The organism is Tannerella forsythia 92A2 (genome assembly GCF_000238215.1).
Classification (GTDB): Bacteria; Bacteroidota; Bacteroidia; order Bacteroidales; family Tannerellaceae; genus Tannerella; species Tannerella forsythia.
Genome location: NC_016610.1, coordinates 1595572 through 1620429, shown reverse-complemented (window position 1 = coordinate 1620429; position 24858 = coordinate 1595572). Strand labels below are relative to the sequence as shown.

The window sequence follows — 24858 nt, the reverse complement described above, 5'->3', positions numbered from 1 at the left end:
TCCGGTCAAAAAGTCAGATTAAGAGATCAGTCCCCAGTTCATTTTCCGACGGAAAAGCGAGCTGAGCCGATCGTGCAGCAGCTTGTGTTCGGGCTTTGTCAGGTCGGGGTCGTTATCGAGTATTTTTTGCGCTGTCCGGCGGGCGCGTTGGAGGATTTCTCCGTCGTGTGCAAGATTGGCGATCTTCAGAAACAGCCCGTCGCCGCTCTGTTGCGTCCCTTCAAGGTCGCCCGCGCCACGCAGTTTAAGGTCTTCTTCGGCAATCTCGAAACCGTTGTTTGTCCGAACCATGATTTCGAGTCGCTTGCGTGTCTCGTTACTCAACTTGTACGATGAGATCAGGATGCAGTAAGACTGTTCGGCGCCACGCCCTACACGTCCGCGTAACTGGTGAAGCTGCGCCAGTCCGAAACGTTCGGCGCTCTCGATGACCATCACCGAGGCGTTCGGGACATTGACCCCCACCTCGATAACAGTAGTAGCCACGAGAATGTGCGCCTCTCCGCCAACGAAACGCTGCATCTCGGCGTCTTTCTCTTTCGCTTTCATCCGGCCGTGAACCATGCACACCCGGTATTCGGGAAACACTTTTTTGAATGTCTCGAACCCTTCTTCCAGATTTTTATAATCGAGGTTTTCGCTTTCTTCGATAAGCGGATAGACTACATAAACCTGCCGTCCCTTGCGAATCTCGCTCCGCAGAAACTCATAGACGGCCGCTTTTTTCGTATCGTAGCGATGAACGGTTTTTATCGGTTTTCGGCCGGGAGGCAATTCATCGATAACGGAGACATCGAGATCGCCGTAAAGCGTCATGGCCAAGGTGCGCGGAATGGGTGTAGCTGTCATCACAAGTACATGAGGTACAAATTGGTTTTTGACCCATAATCTCGAACGTTGTGCCACGCCGAAACGGTGCTGTTCGTCGATTACCGCCATGCCGAGGGCTTTGAAAACAACCGTCTCCTCGATAAGCGCATGCGTACCGATCAGGATATCGACCTCGCCCGAGGCTACGGCAGGCAGTAAGGCGCTACGCTGCTTTTTCGTCGTCGATCCGGTAAGCAACTCGACCCGCACATCCATGTCTTTCAGAAACTCCTTTACCGTGGCCAGATGCTGATTGGCCAGAATCTCGGTCGGAGCCATCATACAGGCCTGAAAGCCGTTGTCAACGGCGAGCAGCATCGCCATCAGGGCGACGAGTGTCTTGCCGCTGCCCACGTCGCCCTGCAACAGCCGGTTCATCTGTTGTCCGCTCTTCATATCGGCATGGATCTCACGCAACACGCGTTGCTGTGCACCGGTCAGCCGGAAGGGCAGATAATCACGGTAGAACGTATGAAAAGCGTCGCCCACTCTGCGAAAGGCAACCCCGCTGAGCTTGTTTCGCCGAAGCGTTGCCGTACGCAGGATGTTGAGCTGAATGTAAAACAGCTCATCAAATTTAAGACGTTGCTGCGCCGCCTGCAACGTTTGTGCCGATTCGGGGAAGTGTATGTTCTTGATAGCTTCCGAGACAGACATCATCTGAAAGTGCGTCACGATGGCTTCGGGCAATGTTTCGGGAATCTGCCAGTCGAGCGTCGAGAGCAACGTATACTGCATATCTTGGATGGCGCGTGAATGAAGAAACGCCTTTTTCATCAGCTCGGTCGTATGATAAAGAGGGGTCAGTCCGCTGGCTACCTGCGGTGCATTTTCCACCGGATCGATCTCGGGATGAGAAATGTTCACCGAGTGACCGAATGCTTTCGGTCTGCCGAAGACGATGTATTCCGTTCCCGGCCGGTACTTGTCGGTGATATATTTAAGTCCCTGAAACCAGACGAGATCAATGGTGCCGGTGTCGTCCGTGAATTTCCCGATCAGTCGTTTTTTGCGTCCTTCACCAACCGTATCGAAGAAGACAATGCGTCCTTTGAGCTGGATGTAAGGCATGTCGCCCGTGATCTCGCTGACCCGGTAGAACCGGCTGCGGTCGATATGTTTGTAAGGAAAATAGTACAACAAGTCTTCGAAAGAGACCACGTCGACCTCTTTCTTCAGAAGTTCGGCACGTTTAGGCCCTACTCCCGGAAGATACATGATGTTACGTTCGCCGATCGTCACGTTTATTACAAATTACAAACTGTAAGCCGTTTGAAAGGCAAAGATAGAGATTTCCGGAGAAACCGGCATAGCGGGAGATAAATCACAGTTGTGATTTATCAGAAACAATTTGCGGGAGATAAATCGCAAAAGGAATTTTAACCAAACGGCGTTGTGGCTAATAAATCTCTACACAGATTTATTACAAACAACGATGCGGGAGATAAATCTTCGCACAGATTTTTTCGTTTTACCGCTCTTCCCCCTTTGAAGGGATAACATCCCCCTTCGCTGCGCTCTTCCCCCCTTTGAAGGGGGGCTGGGGGGGATGTTCCTCTGCGTTCGGATACCGTGTACCACGCATAACAATTAACCATTAATTTGTCATTCAGAGCGAAGCGAAGAATCTCTTTTTTGTCACTTTTGGCTTGACCCAAAAGTAACCAAAAGGTCAAGGCTTCCGTGCGCTTCACACGCCGTTGCGACGCTCGCAGGTCGGAAAATCAGGTAACTCGCTTCGCTCCACATTGGGCTGAATTAATGCGCCCTTTCAGGGCTTTTACAACGGTCAGCAAACAGATCAACAACTCAACACCTCAACAATCGAACACCTCAACAAACAACTAAACAATTCAACACCTCAACAATCAAACACCTTAACAAACAACTAAACAATTCAACACTTGCGATAGGCTTATGAATGCTGATAAAAGCACAAGAAGCAGCTACCCTCCATCATCCGATGCAAAGGGTAGCTCTCCGTTTTTGGATTTTTACTTCAACCGGTACGTTATGCCTCCCATCAGCCAGAAGCCGGCCTGAGGCACGTTGCCCACGTCGTAATACTGCGTATCGTAAAGATTATTCATGCTCACATGTAAATCGACGTTCCGAAGTGTATAGTTGAGCTTCAGGTCGAGTACCGAAAAAGCCGGATAGGGATGCAGTCCCGCATCAGTGCCTCCCTCAAACCGGCGGTAGTTCCCCATCCGCTTTTGGAACCGGAAACGCCATGCGGCCGAAAAATTCCGGCACACAGGGTGTTGTAACTGTACCGCCAGTTTATCGCGCAAATAGTTCAGCAGATATTTTGACTCCAATCCTTTCGAGTCGGCAGTCTGATTCATTCGTGCATAGCTGATCGAAAGTTCGGAGTGCCCGAGCATCGGCCATTGGTGTCCCGGTCGTAATGTGGCGCCTATCTCCACGCCCTGCTTATCTACTTCCGTCAAGTTCCATGACGCCCATTTCGCATCGCCCGATGTGCGCACCCAGTCAATCATATCGCGCCCCCACATCAGGAAGCCTTTTACGTAAGCGCTTACGAGCGGACGGTCATACGTCACTCCCAAGTCGACCGACTCCGACCGTTCAGGTTTCAACTGCTCATTGGCATGATGTGTCTCCTGCGTATAATACAAGTCGGTAAAGGTCGGCATGCGGGTTGACTGGCTCCATGTCGTGGCAATCTTCAACCCTTCTGTGGGACGGTATGCCGCGCTGACCGACGGATAGAAACGAATGGCATCCGTCAAGGTATTGTAGTTTACCAATGCTCCCGCCGAAAGCGAGAAACGGCTCGTCGTATACGTATGCTCCAATGTTACACTGCTCGTCGTGCGGTCGTCATATTTCGTATAATCTCCCTCCGGACGGGCACGTGGCTTGCCCAGTTTGCTGCTGACGATGTCTTCGCGTCGCACTTCACCTCCCAATGTCGTTGTACCGATGCGCGAAGTATATTGAAGAATCAGGTTGGCGCCATACGTATCGCCGCGATGGAAATTACGCCCTTTAGGGGTATCTTTAATCAGGTCGAACTGGTCGTAGTGGCGGCTCCAGTAGAGGATGGGAATTACCCGCAGCGTCTGGCCAAAGGAGCCTTTCAGTGTTGCCATGTAAGCGCTTGTCCGTTCATACTGATTCGGGAACTTTGCCGAATAAAACGTATTGGCTCCGTAGTGTTTGTTGTTGTAGCCCAGTTGCACGTCCAGATATGCGTCTTCGCGTGCATTCCAGCGTGTCTGCCAGAGCAGGTTATGCATCCGGTAGTCGCTGTGAGGAATATATCCGTCGGACGACTGGTAGCCTGCCGAAAGGCTGTTTCTCGTCCGCCCGATCTCAGCCGCTCCACGTACATCGCCTCGCCACAGGTTATGCATCCCTGCCTCCGCATTGGCATATACGCGTGCGTCGATTTCTTTTTTTGTGATGATATTGATCCCTCCGGAAAAAGCGCCTGATCCATAGATCAGTGCCGAAGGGCCGTGGATGATTTCGATACGTTCGATGTCGGAGAGATTGACCGGAAGGTCGAGGTTGTAATGTCCGGTGTGTGGATTGGTCAGGTTGATGCCGTTTAGCAGAATGGCGGTCTGATCGGCTGAGCCGCCGCGGATGGAGATGTCGGCCTGAACGCCGTGCCCGCCACGTTGAATCACGTCGATATGGGCGGCATAGGCCAGTAGTTCCTGCAGACTTTGGACGGGCGCCTGCTCAATCTGCGCTTTAGTGATGACTGTAACCAATCGTGCCGACTGCGCAAGGGGCGTCTCGACGCGTGCAGCCGTCACCGTCACCTCATCCAGTTCTTCTTCGGGCATCTTGTCGGCTACTGCACCTGCTCCCTGCTGTGCCGATACCGGCGACAGATGTGCAAAGGTCAGCATACTGCTTGTCAGCACCCCGATGTTCACTACCTTGTGCATACTGTTAAATGCACCGTACGCCTTCCGTACAAATCGTCTGAAACGGAAAGCCTGTTGATCATTCAGTCGTTTTTTTGTTCTCATATGAATTATTTAATGTTAAAAAACACACTACAAAGATATGGAAACCCCGATTACTCGCCTCTAAAATTATCAATTCTTAACAAATTCATTTACATTAAGCTACCTTATACGAACAAAAATACGTATATTTACGCCGTGAAAAAGAGGTCGATCAGACTGTACAAGGAAGAAGAGGTAACGGAACGTCTTCGCAATCCGGAGACCCAGCGGAATGCGTTTGCCGAGGTGGTTGAAGCATACGGCGAAAAACTGTATTGGCAGATCCGTAAAATGGTGCTTTCGCATGACGATGCCCATGATATTCTGCAAAACACTTTCCTGAAAGCATGGTCGAACCTCGACTGTTTCCGGGGCGAAGCCAAGATCTCGACGTGGCTGTATAAGATCGCCACGAACGAATGTATCACCTTTCTGAACCGGCAACGTTCCAATCGTAACATTTCGCTTGATGACACGGATGTCTTCTTACTGGAAACCCTGAAAAGCGACGAATATTTCGATGGGGATGAATTGGAACTTAAATTTCAGGAAGCGATTCTCAAACTTCCCGAAAAGCAGCGACTCGTCTTCACGATGAAATACGGTACAGAGATGAAATACGAGGAGATGTCCGAGGTGCTTGGTACATCGGTCGGAGCGTTAAAAGCCTCGTATCATCATGCCGTCAAAAAAATTGAAGCGTTTTTAACAGAAGACGGTTAAACCTTCTCAATTTTAACACGTCAAAAGCTACGCAATCCCTGATTAAACAGTTATGAAGATACAGCAATTCAATATAAAGGATAAGAAGAAGAATCCGTTTCGTGTGCCTGAAGGGTATATGGAAGGGCTGACGGATCGGATTATGGCTGGTCTGCCGGAGCGTCCTCAACAGAAAGAAAACCAAGCCGTTTCGATGGCTGAGAAGATGCGTCCGTGGCTTTATTTGGCGGCAAGCTTTATCGGACTGCTCCTAATCTTCAAAGGGATACAGGAGGGGGGGATGCAAAAAGAGCATACGGTCGATCCGTTGCTTGTGGAAACGGAAGCACCCGAATCCTCGTTGAATGCGATCTCCGAGGAGGACCAGGAATTTCTGGAATACCTGGAGGCGCAATATGCGGACGAGCTGTTTTTAGAAGAAGTCGAAGCCATGGAATAAGAACGTATGAGAAAGCGTACACTTTTTATATTGATTATGGTCGCTGTAACAGGTATTTTTCTTACGGTTATGGCACAGGATGACAAAGGGAAGTTTGACCGTGAAGTTTTTATGGCTAAACGAAACGCTTATATCACGGCATCAGCCGGCCTGACAGCCGATGAAGCCGCAGCTTTTATCCCGATCGAGAATGAAATGCAGCGAAAGAAGTTCGAGATTGGGCGGGATTGCCGGAAATTGGCACGCAGGAGCCGTTCGAAAGAAGGGCTGACGGAAGAAGAACAGCAGAAGCTGGTCGATTGCACGACCGAAACACGGCTGAAAGAAGCCAAGCTGGAAAAAGAATACCACGAGAAATTCAAGCGGATACTATCTGTGGAAAAGTTATATAAATATCAGGAAGCAGAAGCCCGGTTTATGCGTGAATTTATGCAGAAGCGAGGACGCGGCGGGCATGGAGGAGGATCGCATCAAGGAAAACCATAGAGGCATTACGTTTCTCTCTACTTTCGTAGCAGGCGTTTCATACGCATCGTCAAGACGACAAATAAAGCAAGTCCCACGATAGAGCCGACGGCCAACATTCGAAGTCTCTCGGGCGAAGCATCCGCCGTGACAGCATTTTCCGATTTTCCGCCAGCCGATATCCCGATGATCGCACACGCGTTGTTAATGAAATGGGCGAAGACAGGCATCCAGATGCTACGACACCAGTAGATCAGATAACCCAGAAATGCGCCCAGCAGCATACGTGGCAGGAATCCGTAAAACTGGAAATGGAGGGCGCTGAAAAGTGCGGCAACAATCCAGATCAGTGCATGAGGATTGCGGATTTTCTTTCGCAGGAGAGAGAAGAGAGTCCCGCGGAAAAAGAATTCTTCTGTTACGCTGGCTCCTACGGCCATCACCAGCAGGCTGAATGGCAGCAATGTACAAGAGCCGGAAAGCATCTGTCGCACGAGGGTGTCGGCAGCTTGCTGTGTCTCGCGCATGCGACTTTCGAGCGGTGTCAGCGCATCAGGCAATTCCATCTGCGCGTTCAGGATGCTGATGAGCGAAACGACCGGCATCAGGAGCATGGTCATACCACCCGCCAGAAACCAAATACGTATATTAGGGAGGCTGTTCATCTGCAGAAAGCGACGGGGATCGTCGCTACAAAGAAAGGCGGTAACGAGTGCCGGTATCAAAAAGGCTGTCACGGAGCCAACGAACTGCATCCCTAACAGTATGCCGGGCGGCAGATGTGTTTTATCATTTTCTCCCGTCATCAACAGGATGCTTGCATAAAACAACGAGGCAAGTAAATATCCGACCATCATAGTGATGAGCAACACACCGGCCTGAAATCCGGCCCCTCGATCGGCAAAAATCCCTTTCATCGATACAAAAGTATAAAAAACAACTTCCGCCCCCGTCTTTTCGACGAGCGACGGAAGTTATCCTTTCATCCCTTCAAAGAGATATCGTCGTTTAAGCTCTCGGAAGCGCTTCTTTGACAACCATCTGACGGCCTTCAAACTCCGTCTCATTCATCTCCGAGATCGCTCGCTGTGCCTCAGCCGTATTCGGCATCTCAGCAAAAGCATAACCTTTCGACCGGCCCGTCTCGCGGTCTTTGATTACTTTGACAGAGTCTACCGCCCCATACTCTTCCAATCGTTTCTGCAATTCATTCTCCCGGACACGATAGTTCAGGTTTCCAATGTAAATGTTCATAAAATATAAAATTAAAAATACTCGATCGTTACTAATGAAAAGTGCAAGAAAACCGGAAGTTCAAAACAATGAAAAATAAATCATCAATCGCTGACAGAGATAAAAACCGATTGTTAAGTACGTTCGGAAGTATAATCACTCCTTTCACGCCGCAAAGAAACAGATAAAATCGGAATAAACAAGTGTTTTATAGCGAAAATTATTGTTTATTGGATGTTTTATATTTGCGAGATTAAAATTATAAGTCTAATTTTGCACCCTGCATAAAAGAAAAAACAGATTTAAAAGATTAAATATTAAACAGAACGGAATGAATGTTTCATTAAAAAGCAACGACTCCGTCAGTGGCGTTGTGACAGTAGCGATAGAAAAGAAAGACTACGAAGCGCAGGTTGATAAGAATCTGCGTCAGTATCGTCGGAAAGCCGATATGCCGGGATTCCGGAAAGGGATGGTCCCGTTGGGCTTGATCAAGAAAATGTACGGCAAATACGTGCTGGCCGAAGAGATTAACCGGATCGCTTCAGAGAGTCTGTTTAATTACATTCGTGAAAATAACATCGCTATTCTCGGACAGCCTGTGCCATGCACCGATCATCCGACGGTTGACTTCGACACACAGGAGAATTTTGAGTTTCGGTTCGACGTCGCATTGGCACCTGTACTCGATATCAAATTGACGAAACGCGATAAACTGACACGGTATGAAGTGGATGTTGACGATGCATTGATAGACAAGCAGATTGACTCGTACCGGCGAAGTTTCGGATCGTACGACAATGTGGAAGACATTGAGGAAAATGACCTTGTAAAAGGTACAGTAGTAGAGATGGAGGGGGACGAACAACTGCCCGGCGGTATATGGGTCGAAGAAGCCATGCTCATGCCCCAATATATCAAAGACGAAGAAGAACGCAACAAATTCCTTGGTGCCAAACTGAACGACAAGGTTGTTTTCAATCCGAATAAAGCCTACGAAGGAGCCGAAGCGGAGATCGCATCTTTCCTGAATGTAAAGAAGGAAGAAGTGGCGAGTATTACCCGTGATTTCCGTTTCGAGATCAAAGAAATCACACGCCACAAGCCCTCCGACTTGAACCGGGAATTGTATGATAAGATCTTCGGCGAAGGAGCGGTGAAGACTGAAGCCGAATTTCGCGATCGGGTGAAAGAGTCGCTGGAAGAGCAGTTCCGTCCGCAGAGCGATTATACGTTTTTTGCCGATGTACGTGCCTTGATGCTTAAGAAGACAGCCGACATATCTTTTGCCGACGATATCCTGAAGCGCTGGCTGCTCAAGTCGGACGAGAAGAATACGCCGGAGATGGTAGAGAAAGACTATCCGCATGTCGTGGAAGACCTGAAAGCGCATCTGGCCAAGGAACAGCTTGTACGTACCCATGATCTTAAAGTAGAAGACGCAGACGTTGAATCGCTTGCCAAACAGGTAGCCCGGACACAGTTTGCACAGTACGGCATGCTCTCCGTGCCCGACGATGTACTTGAGAATTATGCCAAAGACATGATGAAAAAGGAAGAAACCGTAAAGAATCTGGTTGATCGTGTAATTGACGGGAAGCTTGCGGAATGGCTCAAAGAGCATGTTAAGGTAGAGACGAAAACAATCTCGCTCGACGAGTTTGAAAAAGTGCTGGCAGAAAAACGGAAATAAAAAAAAGACACGAATGAAAAACGAATTTAAGAAATATGCGACCCAGCATTTAGGAATGAGTGCTACGGCACTTGAGAGCTATATGAATGTCTCAAGCAGTTATATCTCGCCGACCATCATCGAAGAGCGCCAGTTGAACGTCGCTCAGATGGACGTTTTCTCACGTCTGATGATGGATCGCATCATTTTCCTGGGTACACAGATCGACGATTATACCGCCAATGTCATACAAGCCCAGTTGCTTTATCTAGACTCGAGCGACCCGGGTAAAGATATCTCGATCTATATCAATTCACCCGGTGGCTCGGTATATGCAGGACTGGGGATATACGATACGATGCAGTTCATCGGAAGTCAGGTGACAACGATCTGCACCGGGATTGCCGCATCCATGGCTTCGGTGTTACTCGTAGCCGGTGAAAAAGGGAAACGTTACTGTTTGCCGCACTCGCGCGTGCTGATTCATCAACCGCTCAGTGGCGTGCAGGGGCAGGCTTCGGACATGGAAATCGCCGTTCGTGAAGTCTTGAGGGTAAAAGACGAACTCTATCGTATCATCTCCGAACATTCGGGCAAACCGTATGAAGTGATTTCTCGCGACAGTGACCGCGATTATTGGATGAACGCACAAGAAGCGCAGGAATACGGGATGGTCGACGAAATTATGAAGCGTAAATAAACAACGAAAAGAATACGATGGCAAAGACATTAGACGGTTCTTGCTCTTTCTGTGGGAAAAGTCGCAAAGATGCGACGTTGTTGATTACCGGTCTGACGGGTGCGATCTGCGACGACTGTGTCATGCAGGCATACGACATCGTGCGTGAGGCAAAACCGAAAAGTCAAGGATTTATGCCAAAAGGAGAGGACATCCCTAAGCCTCAGGAACTAAAAGCATTCCTTGATCAGTATGTGATCGGTCAGGATACGGCTAAGCGTTACCTTTCGGTAGCTGTCTATAACCATTACAAGCGACTGATGCAAAAAGTGACGCCGGACGATGTGGAAATTGAGAAATCGAATATCATCATGGTCGGAGCCACGGGGACGGGAAAAACGTTGCTGGCACGAACCGTGGCGCGCAAGCTGCATGTGCCATTCTGCATTGTCGATGCTACCGTACTCACCGAAGCCGGCTATGTGGGAGAAGATATCGAAAGTATTCTGACACGCTTGTTGCAGGCGGCCGACTATCATGTTGAGGCTGCTCAGCGGGGAATTGTCTTTATCGACGAGATTGACAAGATTGCTCGCAAAAGTGACAATCCGTCGATCACACGCGATGTCAGCGGCGAAGGGGTACAGCAAGGCTTGCTGAAATTGCTGGAAGGATCGATCGTAAATGTCCCGCCGCAGGGAGGGCGCAAACATCCCGAGCAGCGCATGATTGCCGTGGACACCCGTAATATCCTGTTCATTTGCGGAGGAGCATTCGACGGCATCGAAAAAAAAATCGCCCAGCGGCTCAACACACGGGTGGTCGGCTATGCAGCCAGCAGAGAAACGGCTGTCGTAGACAGAAACAATTTGATGCAATACATCACCCCTACCGACTTGAAATCGTTCGGCATGATTCCTGAGATTATCGGTCGGCTGCCGATTTTGACCTATTTGGAACCTTTAGACCGGTCGGCTTTACGACAGATTTTAACCGAACCGAAGAACTCTATCATCAAGCAGTATGTTAAGCTGTTCGAAATGGACGGTATCAAACTTTCCTTTGATGAGGCGGTCTATGAATATGTGGTAGATAAAGCCATTGAATTTAAACTGGGAGCACGTGGTTTGCGTTCTATCGTGGAAGCAATTATGATGGACGCCATGTATCAAATGCCTTCCCAAAACAGGAAAAAACTGGCCGTTTCCTTGGATTATGCAAAAGAACAGTTCGAGAAAACAGATGTCAGCCGCCTGCAAAGAGCATAAAGCTATCGTAAATATTTACAAAACATATGGCAAAGAAAAAAGACATCACGGAGGACGAACCGAACGTAGAAAAGACAAAAACGTCGGCGGAGAAACGTAAACCCGTAGAGAAGAAGACGCCGGCAGGTAAGTCGGGCAAGAAGATGTCGGGCGAAGCCGTTGCACAAACCGCAAAAAAAGTTTCTACGGGTCGGACAAAGAAGGATCTTACCGGTGCCGACATAACGGAAGCGCTGCTATTTCATTTCGGATTTTCCTCGTTTAAAGGCAACCAGAAAGAAATTATCGAGAATGTCTTAGCCGGAAAAGATACGTTTGTGCTCATGCCGACCGGTGGAGGGAAGTCACTTTGCTATCAGTTGCCGTCGCTGATGATGGATGGGACAGCTTTAGTTATCTCACCTCTGATTGCTCTGATGAAGAATCAAGTGGATGCCATGCGCAACTTCAGCGAGGAAGACGGCGTAGCCCATTTTATCAATTCATCCTTGAACCGTGCAGCCATCGAACAAGTCAAGCAGGACATCCTGTCCGGTAAAACAAAATTACTCTATGTAGCCCCGGAGTCGCTGACCAAGGAGGAAAATATCGGGTTTCTGCGTCAAGTTAAAATATCGTTCTACGCGGTAGACGAAGCACATTGTATTTCAGAGTGGGGACATGATTTTCGTCCGGAATACCGTCGGATTCGTCCCATCATCAACGAGATCGGGAAACGCCCCTTGATTGCATTGACGGCTACGGCTACTCCGAAAGTACAGCACGATATCCAGAAAAATCTCGGGATGATGGATGCGAAAGTATTCAAATCTTCATTTAATCGGGCCAATCTGTACTACGAAATACGTCCGAAGGGGAAAGATATCGATCGTGAAATCATTAAATACATCAAGGCCAACGAAGGCAAGTCCGGTATTATCTATTGCCTGAGCCGCAAAAAAGTGGAAGAGTTTGCCGATATCCTGTGTGCAAACGGAATCAAAGCCCTGCCTTATCATGCCGGCATGGACTCGCAGCAGCGTTCGGCCAATCAGGATGCTTTTCTGATGGAAAAAACCGATGTGATTGTGGCCACGATCGCTTTCGGTATGGGAATTGATAAGCCCGATGTGCGTTATGTCATACACTACGATATCCCGAAAAGTTTAGAAGGATATTATCAGGAAACGGGACGTGCCGGACGTGACGGAGGCGAGGGGCAATGTGTTGCATTTTACGCGAATAAAGACTTGCAGAAGCTGGAAAAATTCTTGCAAGGCAAACCGATTGTGGAACAGGAGATCGGCAAGCAGTTATTGCTTGAAACGGCAGCTTATGCCGAAACGGCCGTATGCCGCCGTAAAGTATTGTTGCATTACTTTGGTGAAGAATACTTCGAAGAAAATTGCGGTTGTTGTGACAATTGTCTCAACCCGAAGACCCTGATCGAGGCAAAAGAATGGTTGCTCACGGTTCTGGAAGCTGTCGATTCGTTAAAAGAAAAATACAAGACTGAGTATGTGATCAGCTTTTTACTGGGGAATGAGACTGCCGATATCCTGTCATACAAACACAACGAACTGGAATTATTTGGTGCCGGTCAGGATGAAGATGAAAAAACATGGAATGCGGTCATCCGTCAGGCGCAGATAGCCGGTTATATCGCCAAGGATATTGAAAATTACGGATTGTTAAAGATTACTCCGCAGGGAAGAGAGTATATGAAGCAGCCGGTATCATTCAAGATTGTAAAAGATAACGAGTTCGAAGAAGATGATGCCACGGAAACGACGCTACGAAGCGGAGGATCAAGTGCCGTAGACCCTGCCCTGTTCTCAATCATGAAAGACTTGCGGAAGAAGCTATCCAAGCAATTGGATGTACCTCCTTTCGTAATATTTCAAGACCCTTCATTGGAAGCGATGGCAACAACCTATCCGATTACATTGGATGAATTACAAAATATTCCGGGAGTGGGAGCCGGAAAAGCGAAACGATACGGAACGGCGTTTGTGGCGCTGATCAAAAAATATGTCGAAGAGAACGAGATCGAACGTCCGGAAGACATGCGTGTACGTACCGTTGCGAACAAATCAAAGCTGAAAGTATGGATTGTTCAAAGCATTGACCGGAAGGTCGCTCTTGACGACATCGCCGCATCGAAAGGACTGGAATTCAGCGAATTATTGGACGAGGTCGAGTCGATTGTATATTCGGGTACACGGATCAATATCGATTATTTCATCGAGGAAGCAATGGATGAAGATCATGTTGATGATATCTACGAATATTTCAAAGAAGCAAAAACCGATGATTTGGAGGAAGCCATCGATGAGTTGGGAAGCGACTATACGGAAGAGGAGATCCGTCTGATCCGTATTAAATTCCTTTCCGAAATGGCCAATTAAAACATGACAATAAACATCATAAAATAAAGCAAAGGTAATGAAGAAGATTATTTTATGTACCGCGTTAGCCGTAGCGATAGGTACGCCGATATTTGCACAGGAAAAAACGGCTGAAGACCCAGTCGTTATGACGATTGCAGGAAAAGATATTCCTTTATCGGAGTTTCTGTTTATCGCACAGAAAGACAGCGGGGTAGATTTAATGAATAAAAAATCGCTGGAAAACTATGTGACATTATTTAAAAACTTTAAGTTGAAAGTGGCAGATGCCGAAGCAGCCGGCATAGACCAAACGAAAGCCTTTCAGGAAGAGTTGACAACTTATGAATCACAGCTGCGCGCCAGTTTCCTGTCCGATAAACGCGGTGAAGCGTTAGCCATTCGTGAGCTCTATAACAGGAGCAAGGAGATTCCGACAGTCACACAGATATTCTTTCCGTTGCCAAGTCAGACAGTATCGAAAGATACCGTCTCGGTGTATCGCAAAGCAAAAGCCGCCTACGACCGCATCCGAGGAGGGGAAGACTTCGATAAAGTCGGTAAAGAGCTTATGGCCTCAAGTGGAGACAAGGATACCGTTATGTACGAACGTATCGAGTATTTGTATCCTCTTCAAGCAGTAAAGGCATTTGAAAATGCTGTGTTCCGGATGAATGTCGGAGATATTTCCGAGCCCGTACGTACGCCATTAGGTTTCCATATTATCCGTATCGACCGGAAGATTCCGAATCCGGGCAAAGTTCGCGTGGCACATATCTTAGTCGGCCCCGAGCAACAATCGGGCGAAGCTTTTGACACCATCGTGTTCGCTCAAAAGGCCAAAGAAGTGTACGAAAAACTGAAGAACGGAGAAAAATTTGAAGACTTAGTCCCTAAGTATTCCATTGACGGAAGAACGTATGCTACGGGAGGAGCCGTACCTTACTTCGGATTGGGCGAGATGGTCAAACCTTTTGAACAAGCCGCCTTTGCGTTGAAAGAAATCAACGACATTTCCGAGCCGGTTCAAACACGTTACGGCTATCATATCATTAAGTTGTTGGATCGTAAACCTCAAGCCCCGTACGAAGAAGTTGAAAAAGCATATTATAATGCCATGCGGCAGGGAGAATACAACTTCGAACTCTTCTACAGCTATGATGAACGTGAAAAGAAAAAGTTAGGTTATAAACTGAATCAGGAAGCGTATGACGAACTGCAGCGTCTGTGCGATGACTATTTCCCTACCGATACGGCATTCTATAACCGCGCCAGCAAAATGGACAAAGTGCTGATGCATATGAATAATATGGATTTCCCTCAGAAAGAGTTTGCGGAGTACCTTCGTCGTTATCCGTTCTCTACAAAAACGTATTCGGGCGATTTTATGAACGAAGTGTATCGGCTCTTTGTCCGCGATATCATCAACGAGCTCGGACGGCGTAGCCTGAAAGGAAATCATCCGGAGTTTCAACAGCTGCTGAAAGAGTACCGCGATGGTATCCTGTTGTTCGAGATCAGCAACGAACGGGTTTGGAGCAAACCGGTCGAAGACCAGGCCCGACTTGAAGAAGAGTGGATCAAAGAGCTGAACGGTAAATATGACGCAAAAGTCCATTGGAAGGTTCTGAAAAATCTGAAAAAATATATTCGGTGATATAACCCTTTCTACGATGAAACGAAAAACTCCATTGTTGTGGTGTGTATGGGCCGGTTTCTGTATCTTCAGTGCCTGCCGGCCTTCGACCGTAAAGGAAGAGACTGATATCCTGGTAGAGGTCGAAGGACTGACCCTCACACGCAGCGAGGTGGAGAAAGTCATTCCGCAGGGAAGTACGCCGGCCGACAGTCTCCTGATGGCCGAGAACTACATCAAGAAATGGATCACGGATATCTTGATCTATGAAGTTGCCGAGCATAATCTGGGAAAAGACGAAAAGGAGGTCAACCGGCTTGTCGAAGAATATCGCAGGGCATTGCTCCGGCATCGTTATCTGGAAGGGATGGTACACAGCAAACTGTCTGCCGAGATTCGAGAGAATGACAGGCGAAGCTATTATCAGGAACATATTCAGAAATTCATCTTAGACCGGCATCTGATCAAAGGACTTTTTATCAAAGTCCCGGTCGATGCTCCCGGTTTGGAAAATGTACGAAAATGGTATAAATCCGATAAGCTGGACGCCGTAGAGAATATTGAGAAATACAGTATTCAAAACGCATCGATCTACGACTACTTCTATGACCGATGGGTCGATTTCGATGAAGCCTTAGCTAAGATACCGATGCATGTATCGAATAAGGCCCAATTTCTCAAAACCAACCGTTACGTGGAATTCACGGACAGCTCCTACTGTTATTTCCTGAATATCGCCGAACATCTGTTAGCCGGCAATGTTGCTCCTTATGAATATGCGGAACCGCAAATTGAGGAAGAGATGATCAATAAGCGAAAAGTCGAGTTTCTACGAAATTTTGAAGAAGAGCTATACCGTGATGCCGTACGGAAAGGGAACGTCATCTTTTATAATACAAAACCATAAAATATAGAATAAGATGAAAAAAGGTTGGATATGCTTCTTGTTGGCTTGTCATCTAGGCATGGCTTACGGACAGAAGAATGTGATCGATGAGATTGTTTGGGTGGTGGGTGACGAAGCGATACTCCTCTCGGACGTAGAATTTCAGCGCCTGTATATGCAAAACGAAGGGCAACGTTTCGACGGTGATCCATACTGTATCATTCCGGAACAGATCGCGATTCAGAAATTATACTTGAATCAGGCGAAAACCGACAGTGTAGACGTGAGTGAAAGTCAGGTGATCCGTGCTGTGGATCAGTGGATCACTTGGGCGATTAACCAGAGCGGATCGAAAGAAAAACTGGAAGAATACTACAACAAAAAACTGCCACAGATCAAGGAAGAGCGGAAGGTGATGGTACGGGAGCAGCAGATTGTGCAGGAGATGCAGAAGAAGCTGGTCGGTAAAATCAAGCTCACCCCTTCGGATGTGCGCCGTTATTTTCAGCATATCCCGGAGGACAGTCTACCGATGATCCCTACAACCGTCGAGGTACAGATCATCACGATGGAGCCTAAAATATCTTTCGAAGAAACGGATGCCATCAAGGCTCGATTACGCGAATTTACCGAACAGGTAAACAGCGGTAAGATGGAATTTTCAACGCTGGCACGTCTCTATTCCGAAGATCCCAGCTCCGCCTCCCGCGGCGGGGAGATGGGCTTTCTGGGCAAGACAAGCTTGTTGCCCGAATTTGCCAACGTCGCATTTAACCTTTCCGACCCGAAACGCGTCTCGAATATTGTCGAAACTGAATACGGCTATCACATCATCCAGCTGATCGAAAAAAGAGGAGACCGCGTCAATTGTCGGCATATCCTGTTACGCCCAAGGGTATCGGACAAGGAGCTGAACGAAGCAACCGCCCGCATGGATTCGCTTTATGCCGATATCCAAAGCCATAAACTGACGTTTGAAGAGGCGGCAATGTATCTTTCGTTCGACAAGGATACCCGTAACAACAAAGGATTGATGGTTAATCAGAATTATGAAAGCAGTCATGCCGGAACTCCTAAGTTCGAGATGCAGGAGTTGCCGCAGGACGTCAGCAAGGTCGTCTATGGGATGAAGGTGGGAGAACTGTCGAAACCCTTCCGAATGCTGACAGACAAACAGAAAGAAGTGATTGCCATTGTCAAGCTCAAAGCAAGAACGGATAGTCATCGCGCAAACATCACCGACGATTATCAAGTATTGAAAACGCTGGTCGAAAACCGCAAACGAGAAGAATTGCTGAAGGACTGGGTCATTAAACAACAAAAAACAACCTACGTCCGCATTGCCGACGGATGGCGTAATTGCGACTTCCGGTATCCGGGCTGGATCAAAGAATGAAGACTGCCGGCAGATACATCTTGCTCCGTCTTTTGCCGTTCTTTTGCCTCCCTCTTGCCGCACAGCAGGCAGATAGAACCCCTTCTTCAAAAACAAAAGTCTATCTGGAACATGCGGACATGCAATTGTTCGACAAAGAGGTGAACGCCGACCGGCAAGTATTGAGTGGTAATGTCAGTTTCCGTCACGACAGTTCGTATATGTATTGTGACAGCGCTTACTTCTATGAACAAAGCAGTTCATTAGAAGCATTCGGGTCGGTACGTATGGAACAGGGCGACACCCTGTTTGTGTACGGGAACTACCTCTTTTATGACGGGAATATACAATTGGCTAAGATGCGCGAAAACGTGCGCATGGAAAATATTCAGGCAGACAGCTCGGTCGTAACACTCTTTACCGACAGCCTGAACTACGACCGCGCCGCCAATATCGGCTATTATTTCGAAGGAGGAACAATTGTAGACGCTCAGAACGAGTTGTCCTCCTTCTACGGTCAATATGCTCCGGGCACAAAGATCGCCGTCTTTAACGATAGCGTGCGACTTCAAAACGAAAAATTCACATTATATTCCGACACGTTGCAATACAGTACGGAAACGAAGATCGCGACGATTCTGGGGCCGTCGGTCATCGTATCGGACAGCGGTAAGATATACACCTCAAAAGGCTGGTACAACACGGTCGAGAATACGGCGCTGCTCTTAGACCGTTCGCAAATCGTCTCCGGCAACCGTCTGCTGACAGGCGACTCGATCTCCTATAAGCGGGAGGTGGGCTTTGGCGAAGCTTTTGGCAATATCTTCTTGCAGGACACGGCACAAAAAATTATTTTCGAAGGACAGTACGGGTTTTACGACGAAAAGAACGAATACGCATTTGCGACCGACAGCGCCCGTTGCCTCGAATATTCGCAAGGCGATACGCTTTATATGCATGCCGACACGTTCGAAATGATGACGGTCGATTCGACGGTGCGAATTGTCAAAGCTTATCACGGTGTGCGTTTCTTCCGCGCCGATTTGCAGGGAGTCTGTGACTCGATGCAGTTCAGCACGAGAGATTCGGTTTTATATCTGTACACCGACCCCGTACTGTGGAGCGGAGAGTATCAGCTCTATGGCGATACGATTGCCGTCTATATGAAAGACACGACCGTCGATTATGTGCATGTGATCCGTTTCGCCTTCTCCATTCAGCATCTTGACTCGTCCTGCTTCAACCAGTTGAAAGGAAGTGATCTGAAAGCCTATTTCGAGGGACGTGCCGTCCGTAAGATTCATATCGACGGCAATGCCGAATCCATATTTTATCCGTTAGAGAAAGACGGGAGCATGGTGGGGATGAACGAGACGAAGAGCAGCTATATGACGATCTGGTTGAAAGAAAACAAAATCGACAAACTTCTTATCTGGCCGTCGCCGCAAGGCACTCTGACCCCCATCCCTCAACTCCATCCCGAGCAAAAAACACTCAAAGACTTTTACTGGTACGACTATATGCGTCCTCTCAATAAAGACGATATTTACACGCCGGTACGAAGAAAAACGCAGGACATACCCAAACGAAGCGATAAATTTCGTAATTTAGCCCCCGAATAATCGATAGGGACAATCATGGGAATGTTTTCTTTTTATAACGTGCGCAAGCCTCGGCAGTTCGAGCATAAACCGATTTATTGGGATCCCCGCAAGGAAAATCTCGAGAAACGAATTCATCGGGTAAAAATGGAAATGGGTGTCGAAGAAACCGATTACGAACAATATAAAGAGGCTATCAGAGGCAGTTTCATCGAAGGGACGACCCACCTGAAAAAAAGCAAAACAAAAGGAGACGACGTGCGCAATCGCATATACAAGAATATGCGTTTGCTGCTCATTCTGGCCATTCTTTCCCTCATTTTCTGGTTCTTATACATTCGTCAATGAGCGACATCATCCACCTATTACCCGATCATATCGCCAACCAGATCGCAGCCGGCGAAGTCATTCAACGACCTGCCTCGGTCGTAAAAGAGCTGATGGAGAACGCAGTCGATGCCGAGGCGACAGAGATCATCGTAAATATCAAGGACGCAGGGCGTACGCTTGTACAGGTGACAGACAACGGCAAAGGCATGTCGGAGACCGATGCCCGCATGGCTTTTGAGCGTCACGCCACCTCGAAGATTTCGGATGCAAAAGACCTCTATGCCTTGCGCACAATGGGCTTTCGCGGCGAGGCGCTGGCCTCGATCGCAGCAGTGGCGCAAGTTGAATTGCGCACGAGGGCAAGAGACGCCGAACTGGGAACGAGGCTCTCGATCTGCGGCTCCGTGCTCGAATCCATCGAAGCCGATGCCTGCATCCAAGGAGCTATTTTCTCGATTAAAAACCTGTTCTACAATGTTCCGGTACGCCGTAAGTTTCTCAAATCGAACGAAACGGAATTTCGCAACATCATGACCGAGTTCGAGCGCGTTGCACTCGTGCATCCGCCGATTGCCTTCAAACTCTATCACAACGATACGGAGGTGATGAACCTGCCGGCATCGGGGCTGCGTCAACGCATCGTAAACGTATTCGGCAAAAGTTTTAGTCCCAAACTCCTCCCGCTCGAAAGCGCAACTTCGCTCGTGAAAATCGAAGGATTCATCGGACGGACGGATACCGTGCGCCGACGCGGGTACCAGAACTATTTCTTCGTCAACGGACGATATATGCGGCATCCGTATTTCCACAAAGCCGTCATGCACGCTTACGAGCCGCTGATACCGGCCAGCGAATATCCTGACTATTTCATTTACATAACGTTAGACCCTTCTGAAATCGATGTAAATATCCATCCCACCAAAACGGAGATCAAGTTCGAAAACGAACAGCCTATTTGGCAGATTCTTTCGTCGGCCGTACGGGAAGCGCTGGGCAAATCGAATTCCGTACCGAGCATCGACTTCGATACCGAAGGCGCCATCGATATCCCGACATACAACCCTTCGATGCAGGGACGTGTTCGCCCCCCTGTCGTGCAGGTCGATACGAAATACAATCCGTTTCAGACCTCACATCGGCCTTCCTATCCCGAACGGAATTGGGAAATGCTGTATCAGGATTTTGAAAAAGGACGCAAAGACACCTCCGAAGAGATGGGACTATCTTCCGATATTTCCTCGCGTGAACCGAAGCCGGAAAGTCTGTTCCCCGACGTTTCCTCTCCTTGCTTCCAGTATAAAAACCGCTATATCATCACTTCGCTGAAATCGGGACTGGTACTGATCGACCAGCATCGGGCGCATGTACGGATTCTGTACAATCAATACATCCGCAACGTCAGACAGCAGAAAGCCGCCTCACAGCAGATGCTCTTCCCCGAACTCATCGAGCTTACACCTGCCGAAGCCGCCTTGATTCCGAACTTGATGGACGACCTGCGCCGGCTGGGCTTCGACCTCAACCCGATGGGAAACAACAGTTACTCGATAACGGCGCTCCCGGCCGGAGTGGAGGAAAACAATCCTGCCGAGCTGCTCAAAGACCTCGTTCATAGTGCAGCCGAGTTATGCGGCGCTCTCGGCGACGAGATAGCCGAAGCTCTTGCGCTCTCGCTGGCCCAATCGGCTGCCATACGTCCGGGAAAACCGCTCTCCGTCGAAGAAATGGAAGCGATGATGGCCGCCCTGTTCTCGTCCGAATCGAATCGCCTGACTCCCGATGGAAAACCCATCCTCTTTATCCTGACGGATGATGAACTTGCCTCGCACTTCAAGAGTTGACAACGAAAAGACACCAATCCCTCACGTGGATTGATGACAACCCCCTTTGCGGGAGACAAATCACAACTATGATCTATTAAAAACAATTTGCAGGAGATAATTCACAACTGTGATTTATCAGAAACAATTTGCGGGGAATAAATCTTCACACAGATTTTTTCGTTTTACCGCTCTTCCCCCCCCTTTGAAGGGATAACATCCCCCTTCGCTTCGCTCTTCCCCCCTTTGAAGGGGGGGGATGTCCCTCTGCGTTCGGATACCGTGTACCCGGCATAACAATTGACAATTGACAATTAACCATTAATATGTCATTCAGAGCGTAAGCGAAGAATCTCCTTCTGTCACTTTTGGCTTGACCCAAAAGTAACCAAAAGGTCAAGGCTTCGTGCGCTTCACACGCCTTCGCGACGCTCGCAGGTCGGAAAATCAGGTAACTCGCTTCGCTTCGGACAGCCTGATTTTCTTTCGCCCTGCTCGCTGCTCCGTCAGCTCACCGCCCGAGGCCCATCGACGAAATTAATTGTCAATGGTTAATTGTCAATGGTCATGCCGGGTACATGGTGTAGAGATGCAATTTTATTCTAACAATTTGCTCACGCTCGGCATAGCTCGAATAAATTCGGCTCTGCTCTCGCTTACTCGCAAAAGTCATTGCGTCTCTACGGTGCGTACAGCGTTGATTTGCGCCATTTGCGAAATTTGCGTTCGGATAACCACGCATAACAATTGACAATTAACAACTGAATTACGTCAGGCTTTCATCCCTCCGCCGAGGGGGCGCCTGTTTTCCCAACGCTTCGCTTCGCTCTGCATTGGGCTGAATTAATGCGCCCTTTCAGGGCTTTTACAACGGTCAGCAAACAGATCAACACCTCAACAGATCAACACCTCAACACTTGCAGGGCTGTAAGCCTGAGGCATTTTTTTTTCGTTTTGCGGCAAAGGTTGTTTGCGGTTGGATAATCGGTTGTCAGCATGCTATTTGAAACCAGTGAAAATTATGAAAATTATGGACAAGACAAGCGCCCTGCTTTTGATGTTCGCAGAGGCCTTAGAGGTTTTTCTTGCGTAACTCAAAGTCTCGTCCCAGATACTTCTCGCGCACAATTTCGTTGGCTGCCAGCTCTTCGGCCGTGCCTTGAAAGAGTACTTTCCCTTCAAACAGCAGATAGGCGCGGTCGGTGATGCTTAACGTTTCGTGCACATTGTGGTCGGTGATAAGGATGCCGATGTTTTTATGCTTGAGACGGGCGACGATGGTCTGAATATCCTGCACGGCGATGGGGTCTACACCGGCGAACGGCTCGTCGAGCATGATAAATTTCGGGTCGATGGCCAGACAGCGGGCAATTTCCGCCCGACGGCGCTCACCGCCCGACAAGCGGTCGCCCAGATTCTTGCGTACCTTCTGAAGACCGAACTCCTCGATCAGGCTTTCCATCTTCGCCCGTTGATACTCCCTCGGCTTGTCGGTCATCTCGAGTACGGAACGGATATTGTCTTCGACCGTCATCTTGCGAAAAATCGAGGCCTCCTGCGCCAGATAACCGATTCCGAGGCGGGCGCGCTTATAGACGGGATAACCGGTGATCTCCGTATCGTCCAGAAAGATTTTGCCCTGATTGGGAGTGACCAGCCCCACGCTCATATAGAACGTCGTCGTTTTACCTGCCCCGTTAGGGCCGAGCAACCCGACGATCTCGCCCTGCTTTACATTGATCGATACGTGATTCACCACCGTGCGTGTGCGGTATTTCTTCACCAAATCTTCGGTGCGGAGCATCATTTGCTGTTCATCCATCGGTTCTGATTTTTTTACCCGCTGCAAAGATAGGATATTTTTGTATCTTTCGGCCGTAAATCATACGTATCAACACGCATGCTATCATACAACTTTATCATGACGAACCTAAAAGCATTTCAAGATTATTACCCCGAAGCCTTCGGGCACTGTTTCGGCTGCGGCGCGGAGAATCCGCACGGGCTGCATATCAAAAGCTACTGGAACGACGATGCGAACGATGCGACCATCGCTTTCTACACCCCTCAACCGTATCATACGGGCGGTTATCCGGGATATGTGTACGGAGGACTCATTGCCGCCATCCTCGACTGTCACGGCAACGGAACGGCAGCAGCAGCCGGTTACCGCTTTCACGGACGAGCGATGGGCAGTCTGCCCGCGCTCCGCTACGTGACGGCCTCTCTTCAACTCGATTACCTGAAGCCTACTCCCATGGGGATGACGCTTGAACTCCACGCGCGAATTCTCGAAGTTACCGCCCGGAAGGTTCGCATGGAGCTATGGCTTACAGCGGCCGGCGTCGTGACCGTCAAAGCGCAGATGGTCTCGGTTGCTTTGCCGCCGAGCCCTTGAAAAGTATTTGCCCCGGAAGCAGCAGATACGAACTTCTAAGTTCGTGTGCCGTCCCGGGGCAAAACCCAAATAAATAAAGAAGTCTACGGTTTTACGTTTTCATCTGAGCCTTTTGCAGCTTCTGGGTAAGTAACGGCACGACCTTCGTCAGGTCGGCCACGATACCGAGGTCGGCCACGTGGAAGATCGGCGCGAACTTGTCTTTATTGATGGCAATGATATAGTCCGACTCTTCCATACCTGCCAGGTGCTGGATGGCGCCTGATATGCCACAGGCAAAGTACACGTCGGGGCGAACGGTTTTGCCCGTCTGTCCGACTTGCCTTTCGTGATCGATCAGGCCGGCATCGACCATCGCGCGCGACGAGGAGACCTCTGCACAGATCGACGAAGCCAGCGCTTCGAGCAGTGAAAAGCCGTCCTTGCTGCCTACGCCGCGTCCGCCGGATACCAAGATTTTGGCTTCGGTAATATCTACCAGACTCTTTGGTTTCTTTTCTTTTTTGACTAAACGTACCTTGAACGCCGAGGCATCAAACTGCATGTTTACGTTTACGATCTCTCCTGTACGGTTCTTGTCGGCCGGCCGGCGGCGCATCACTCCGGGGCGAACGGTCGATATCTGCGGACGATGTTCCTTGCAGACAATCGTCGCCATCAGATTTCCGCCGAACGCGGGGCGCGTCATTAGCAGGTCGCGCTCGTCCGAAACGGCCAGCGCCGTACAGTCGGCCGTAAGCCCGGTCTTTACCCGTGCCGAGACACGCGGGCCCAAATCGCGCCCGATCGTCGACGCTCCGATAAGCAGGACTTCCGGCTTGTAGGTCTTGATCAGGTGGGTAACGGCTTGCGTGTATGGCTCCGTCAGATAATCTTTCAGTTCGGGCGAGTCGATGACCAGCACCCTGTCGGCGCCCGCTTCGATCAGGCTCTGTGCCAAGGGGGATACTTGATCGCCGAGCAACAGCGCCGTGACGTCTTCACCCACAGCTTCGGCCAACTCGCGCGCTTTTCCGATCAGTTCAAAAGCTACGTTTTTGATTTCGCCTTCCCGTTGTTCGGCAAAGACGAAGATTCCTTTATATTCTTCCTTGTTCATGATGTA

General features: G+C 49.0%; 20 protein-coding genes. 14 read left to right on the top strand and 6 right to left on the bottom strand.

Translation table 11 applies throughout. From position 1 onward, the window contains the following. Positions 1 to 18 precede the first annotated feature (18 nt). Both recG and BFO_RS06580 read right to left on the bottom strand, forming a co-directional pair. Complete coding sequence (gene recG / locus BFO_RS06585; RefSeq protein ID WP_041591177.1) at positions 19 to 2088, bottom strand: ATP-dependent DNA helicase RecG; 2070 nt, start codon at positions 2086 to 2088, stop codon at positions 19 to 21. A gap of 776 nt (positions 2089 to 2864) precedes the next feature. Continuing rightward, positions 2865 to 4883: a TonB-dependent receptor plug domain-containing protein gene (locus tag BFO_RS06580; protein ID WP_014224862.1), complete on the bottom strand. Its 2019-nt coding sequence runs from the start codon at positions 4881 to 4883 to the stop codon at positions 2865 to 2867. A 135-nt stretch (positions 4884 to 5018) separates the two neighbouring features. Here BFO_RS06580 and BFO_RS06575 point away from each other — a divergent pair, with 135 nt between their 5' ends. The 3 genes from BFO_RS06575 to BFO_RS06565 are packed head-to-tail and all read left to right on the top strand — an operon-like array spanning position 5019 to position 6510. Next, a complete protein-coding gene (locus BFO_RS06575) occupies positions 5019 to 5585 on the top strand; it encodes an RNA polymerase sigma factor (RefSeq protein ID WP_394329997.1) in 567 nt (188 codons plus the stop codon). A gap of 52 nt (positions 5586 to 5637) precedes the next feature. After that, positions 5638 to 6024 carry a hypothetical protein gene (locus tag BFO_RS06570; RefSeq protein ID WP_014224860.1) on the top strand — a complete coding sequence of 129 codons (387 nt, stop codon included), beginning with the start codon at positions 5638 to 5640 and terminating at the stop codon, positions 6022 to 6024. Positions 6025 to 6030: 6 nt separating this feature from the next. Next, on the top strand, positions 6031 to 6510 hold the full coding sequence (locus tag BFO_RS06565; RefSeq protein ID WP_014224859.1) for a hypothetical protein: 480 nt from the start codon (positions 6031 to 6033) through the stop codon (positions 6508 to 6510). A 17-nt stretch (positions 6511 to 6527) separates the two neighbouring features. On the opposite strand, the gene BFO_RS06560 is transcribed toward BFO_RS06565, so the two are convergent. Next, positions 6528 to 7406, bottom strand: a complete 879-nt coding sequence (locus BFO_RS06560; RefSeq protein ID WP_041590743.1) for a CPBP family intramembrane glutamic endopeptidase — start codon at positions 7404 to 7406, stop codon at positions 6528 to 6530. A 91-nt stretch (positions 7407 to 7497) separates the two neighbouring features. Then, positions 7498 to 7743, bottom strand: coding sequence for an RNA recognition motif domain-containing protein (locus BFO_RS06555; protein WP_014224858.1), 246 nt, complete (start codon positions 7741 to 7743; stop codon positions 7498 to 7500). 310 nt (positions 7744 to 8053) lie between these two features. On the opposite strand from BFO_RS06555, the gene tig reads away from it, so the two are divergent. From tig to mutL, 10 genes are read left to right on the top strand one after another with little or no spacing between them, the layout of a single operon-like run. Beyond that, positions 8054 to 9415, top strand: coding sequence for a trigger factor (tig, locus tag BFO_RS06550; RefSeq protein ID WP_014224856.1), 1362 nt, complete (start codon positions 8054 to 8056; stop codon positions 9413 to 9415). A gap of 13 nt (positions 9416 to 9428) precedes the next feature. Further along, a complete protein-coding gene (clpP, locus tag BFO_RS06545) occupies positions 9429 to 10094 on the top strand; it encodes an ATP-dependent Clp endopeptidase proteolytic subunit ClpP (RefSeq protein WP_014224855.1) in 666 nt (221 codons plus the stop codon). Between the two features lie 17 nt (positions 10095 to 10111). Next, positions 10112 to 11341: an ATP-dependent Clp protease ATP-binding subunit ClpX gene (gene clpX / locus BFO_RS06540; RefSeq protein WP_014224854.1), complete on the top strand. Its 1230-nt coding sequence runs from the start codon at positions 10112 to 10114 to the stop codon at positions 11339 to 11341. 26 nt (positions 11342 to 11367) lie between these two features. Next, entirely contained in the window at positions 11368 to 13728 is a 2361-nt protein-coding gene (gene recQ, locus BFO_RS06535) for a DNA helicase RecQ (RefSeq protein WP_014224853.1), read from the top strand. 37 nt (positions 13729 to 13765) lie between these two features. Then, positions 13766 to 15364 (top strand): foldase protein PrsA, encoded by a 1599-nt coding sequence (locus tag BFO_RS06530; protein WP_014224852.1) that lies wholly within the window; start codon positions 13766 to 13768, stop codon positions 15362 to 15364. Positions 15365 to 15380: 16 nt separating this feature from the next. Then, positions 15381 to 16250 (top strand): peptidylprolyl isomerase, encoded by an 870-nt coding sequence (locus BFO_RS06525; protein ID WP_046472583.1) that lies wholly within the window; start codon positions 15381 to 15383, stop codon positions 16248 to 16250. 13 nt (positions 16251 to 16263) lie between these two features. Beyond that, positions 16264 to 17625 (top strand): peptidylprolyl isomerase, encoded by a 1362-nt coding sequence (locus BFO_RS06520; RefSeq protein ID WP_041590742.1) that lies wholly within the window; start codon positions 16264 to 16266, stop codon positions 17623 to 17625. Then, complete coding sequence (locus BFO_RS06515; protein WP_014224849.1) at positions 17622 to 19226, top strand: OstA-like protein; 1605 nt, start codon at positions 17622 to 17624, stop codon at positions 19224 to 19226. Before BFO_RS06520 ends, BFO_RS06515 begins: the two co-directional genes overlap by 4 nt. Before the next feature lie 15 nt (positions 19227 to 19241). Next, the gene (locus tag BFO_RS06510; protein ID WP_014224848.1) at positions 19242 to 19553 is read left to right on the top strand and encodes a hypothetical protein; all 312 of its coding nucleotides are present in this window, start codon (positions 19242 to 19244) and stop codon (positions 19551 to 19553) included. Next, a complete protein-coding gene (gene mutL, locus BFO_RS06505) occupies positions 19550 to 21376 on the top strand; it encodes a DNA mismatch repair endonuclease MutL (protein WP_014224847.1) in 1827 nt (608 codons plus the stop codon). The genes BFO_RS06510 and mutL overlap by 4 nt, the downstream gene beginning before the upstream one ends. A 1051-nt stretch (positions 21377 to 22427) precedes the next feature. On the opposite strand, the gene lptB is transcribed toward mutL, so the two are convergent. Then, positions 22428 to 23177, bottom strand: coding sequence for an LPS export ABC transporter ATP-binding protein (gene lptB / locus BFO_RS06500; RefSeq protein WP_014224846.1), 750 nt, complete (start codon positions 23175 to 23177; stop codon positions 22428 to 22430). A gap of 99 nt (positions 23178 to 23276) precedes the next feature. Here lptB and BFO_RS06495 point away from each other — a divergent pair, with 99 nt between their 5' ends. Further along, positions 23277 to 23753 carry a PaaI family thioesterase gene (locus tag BFO_RS06495; RefSeq protein WP_014224845.1) on the top strand — a complete coding sequence of 159 codons (477 nt, stop codon included), beginning with the start codon at positions 23277 to 23279 and terminating at the stop codon, positions 23751 to 23753. 91 nt (positions 23754 to 23844) lie between these two features. Here BFO_RS06495 and BFO_RS06490 read toward each other — a convergent pair whose 3' ends face one another. Then, entirely contained in the window at positions 23845 to 24852 is a 1008-nt protein-coding gene (locus BFO_RS06490) for an electron transfer flavoprotein subunit alpha/FixB family protein (RefSeq protein WP_014224844.1), read from the bottom strand. Positions 24853 to 24858 lie beyond the last annotated feature (6 nt).

What these genes read in the sequence shown, in the direction of transcription:
- recG (WP_041591177.1), bottom strand. Translation starts at nt 2,088, where the DNA reads ATGTATCTTCCGGGAGTAGGGCCTAAACGTGCCGAACTTCTGAAGAAA.
- BFO_RS06580 (WP_014224862.1), bottom strand. Translation starts at nt 4,883, where the DNA reads ATGAGAACAAAAAAACGACTGAATGATCAACAGGCTTTCCGTTTCAGA.
- BFO_RS06570 (WP_014224860.1), top strand. Translation starts at nt 5,638, where the DNA reads ATGAAGATACAGCAATTCAATATAAAGGATAAGAAGAAGAATCCGTTT.
- BFO_RS06565 (WP_014224859.1), top strand. Translation starts at nt 6,031, where the DNA reads ATGAGAAAGCGTACACTTTTTATATTGATTATGGTCGCTGTAACAGGT.
- BFO_RS06560 (WP_041590743.1), bottom strand. Translation starts at nt 7,406, where the DNA reads ATGAAAGGGATTTTTGCCGATCGAGGGGCCGGATTTCAGGCCGGTGTG.
- BFO_RS06555 (WP_014224858.1), bottom strand. Translation starts at nt 7,743, where the DNA reads ATGAACATTTACATTGGAAACCTGAACTATCGTGTCCGGGAGAATGAA.
- tig (WP_014224856.1), top strand. Translation starts at nt 8,054, where the DNA reads ATGAATGTTTCATTAAAAAGCAACGACTCCGTCAGTGGCGTTGTGACA.
- clpP (WP_014224855.1), top strand. Translation starts at nt 9,429, where the DNA reads ATGAAAAACGAATTTAAGAAATATGCGACCCAGCATTTAGGAATGAGT.
- clpX (WP_014224854.1), top strand. Translation starts at nt 10,112, where the DNA reads ATGGCAAAGACATTAGACGGTTCTTGCTCTTTCTGTGGGAAAAGTCGC.
- recQ (WP_014224853.1), top strand. Translation starts at nt 11,368, where the DNA reads ATGGCAAAGAAAAAAGACATCACGGAGGACGAACCGAACGTAGAAAAG.
- BFO_RS06530 (WP_014224852.1), top strand. Translation starts at nt 13,766, where the DNA reads ATGAAGAAGATTATTTTATGTACCGCGTTAGCCGTAGCGATAGGTACG.
- BFO_RS06525 (WP_046472583.1), top strand. Translation starts at nt 15,381, where the DNA reads ATGAAACGAAAAACTCCATTGTTGTGGTGTGTATGGGCCGGTTTCTGT.
- BFO_RS06520 (WP_041590742.1), top strand. Translation starts at nt 16,264, where the DNA reads ATGAAAAAAGGTTGGATATGCTTCTTGTTGGCTTGTCATCTAGGCATG.
- BFO_RS06515 (WP_014224849.1), top strand. Translation starts at nt 17,622, where the DNA reads ATGAAGACTGCCGGCAGATACATCTTGCTCCGTCTTTTGCCGTTCTTT.
- BFO_RS06510 (WP_014224848.1), top strand. Translation starts at nt 19,242, where the DNA reads ATGGGAATGTTTTCTTTTTATAACGTGCGCAAGCCTCGGCAGTTCGAG.
- mutL (WP_014224847.1), top strand. Translation starts at nt 19,550, where the DNA reads ATGAGCGACATCATCCACCTATTACCCGATCATATCGCCAACCAGATC.
- lptB (WP_014224846.1), bottom strand. Translation starts at nt 23,177, where the DNA reads ATGGATGAACAGCAAATGATGCTCCGCACCGAAGATTTGGTGAAGAAA.
- BFO_RS06495 (WP_014224845.1), top strand. Translation starts at nt 23,277, where the DNA reads ATGACGAACCTAAAAGCATTTCAAGATTATTACCCCGAAGCCTTCGGG.
- BFO_RS06490 (WP_014224844.1), bottom strand. Translation starts at nt 24,852, where the DNA reads ATGAACAAGGAAGAATATAAAGGAATCTTCGTCTTTGCCGAACAACGG.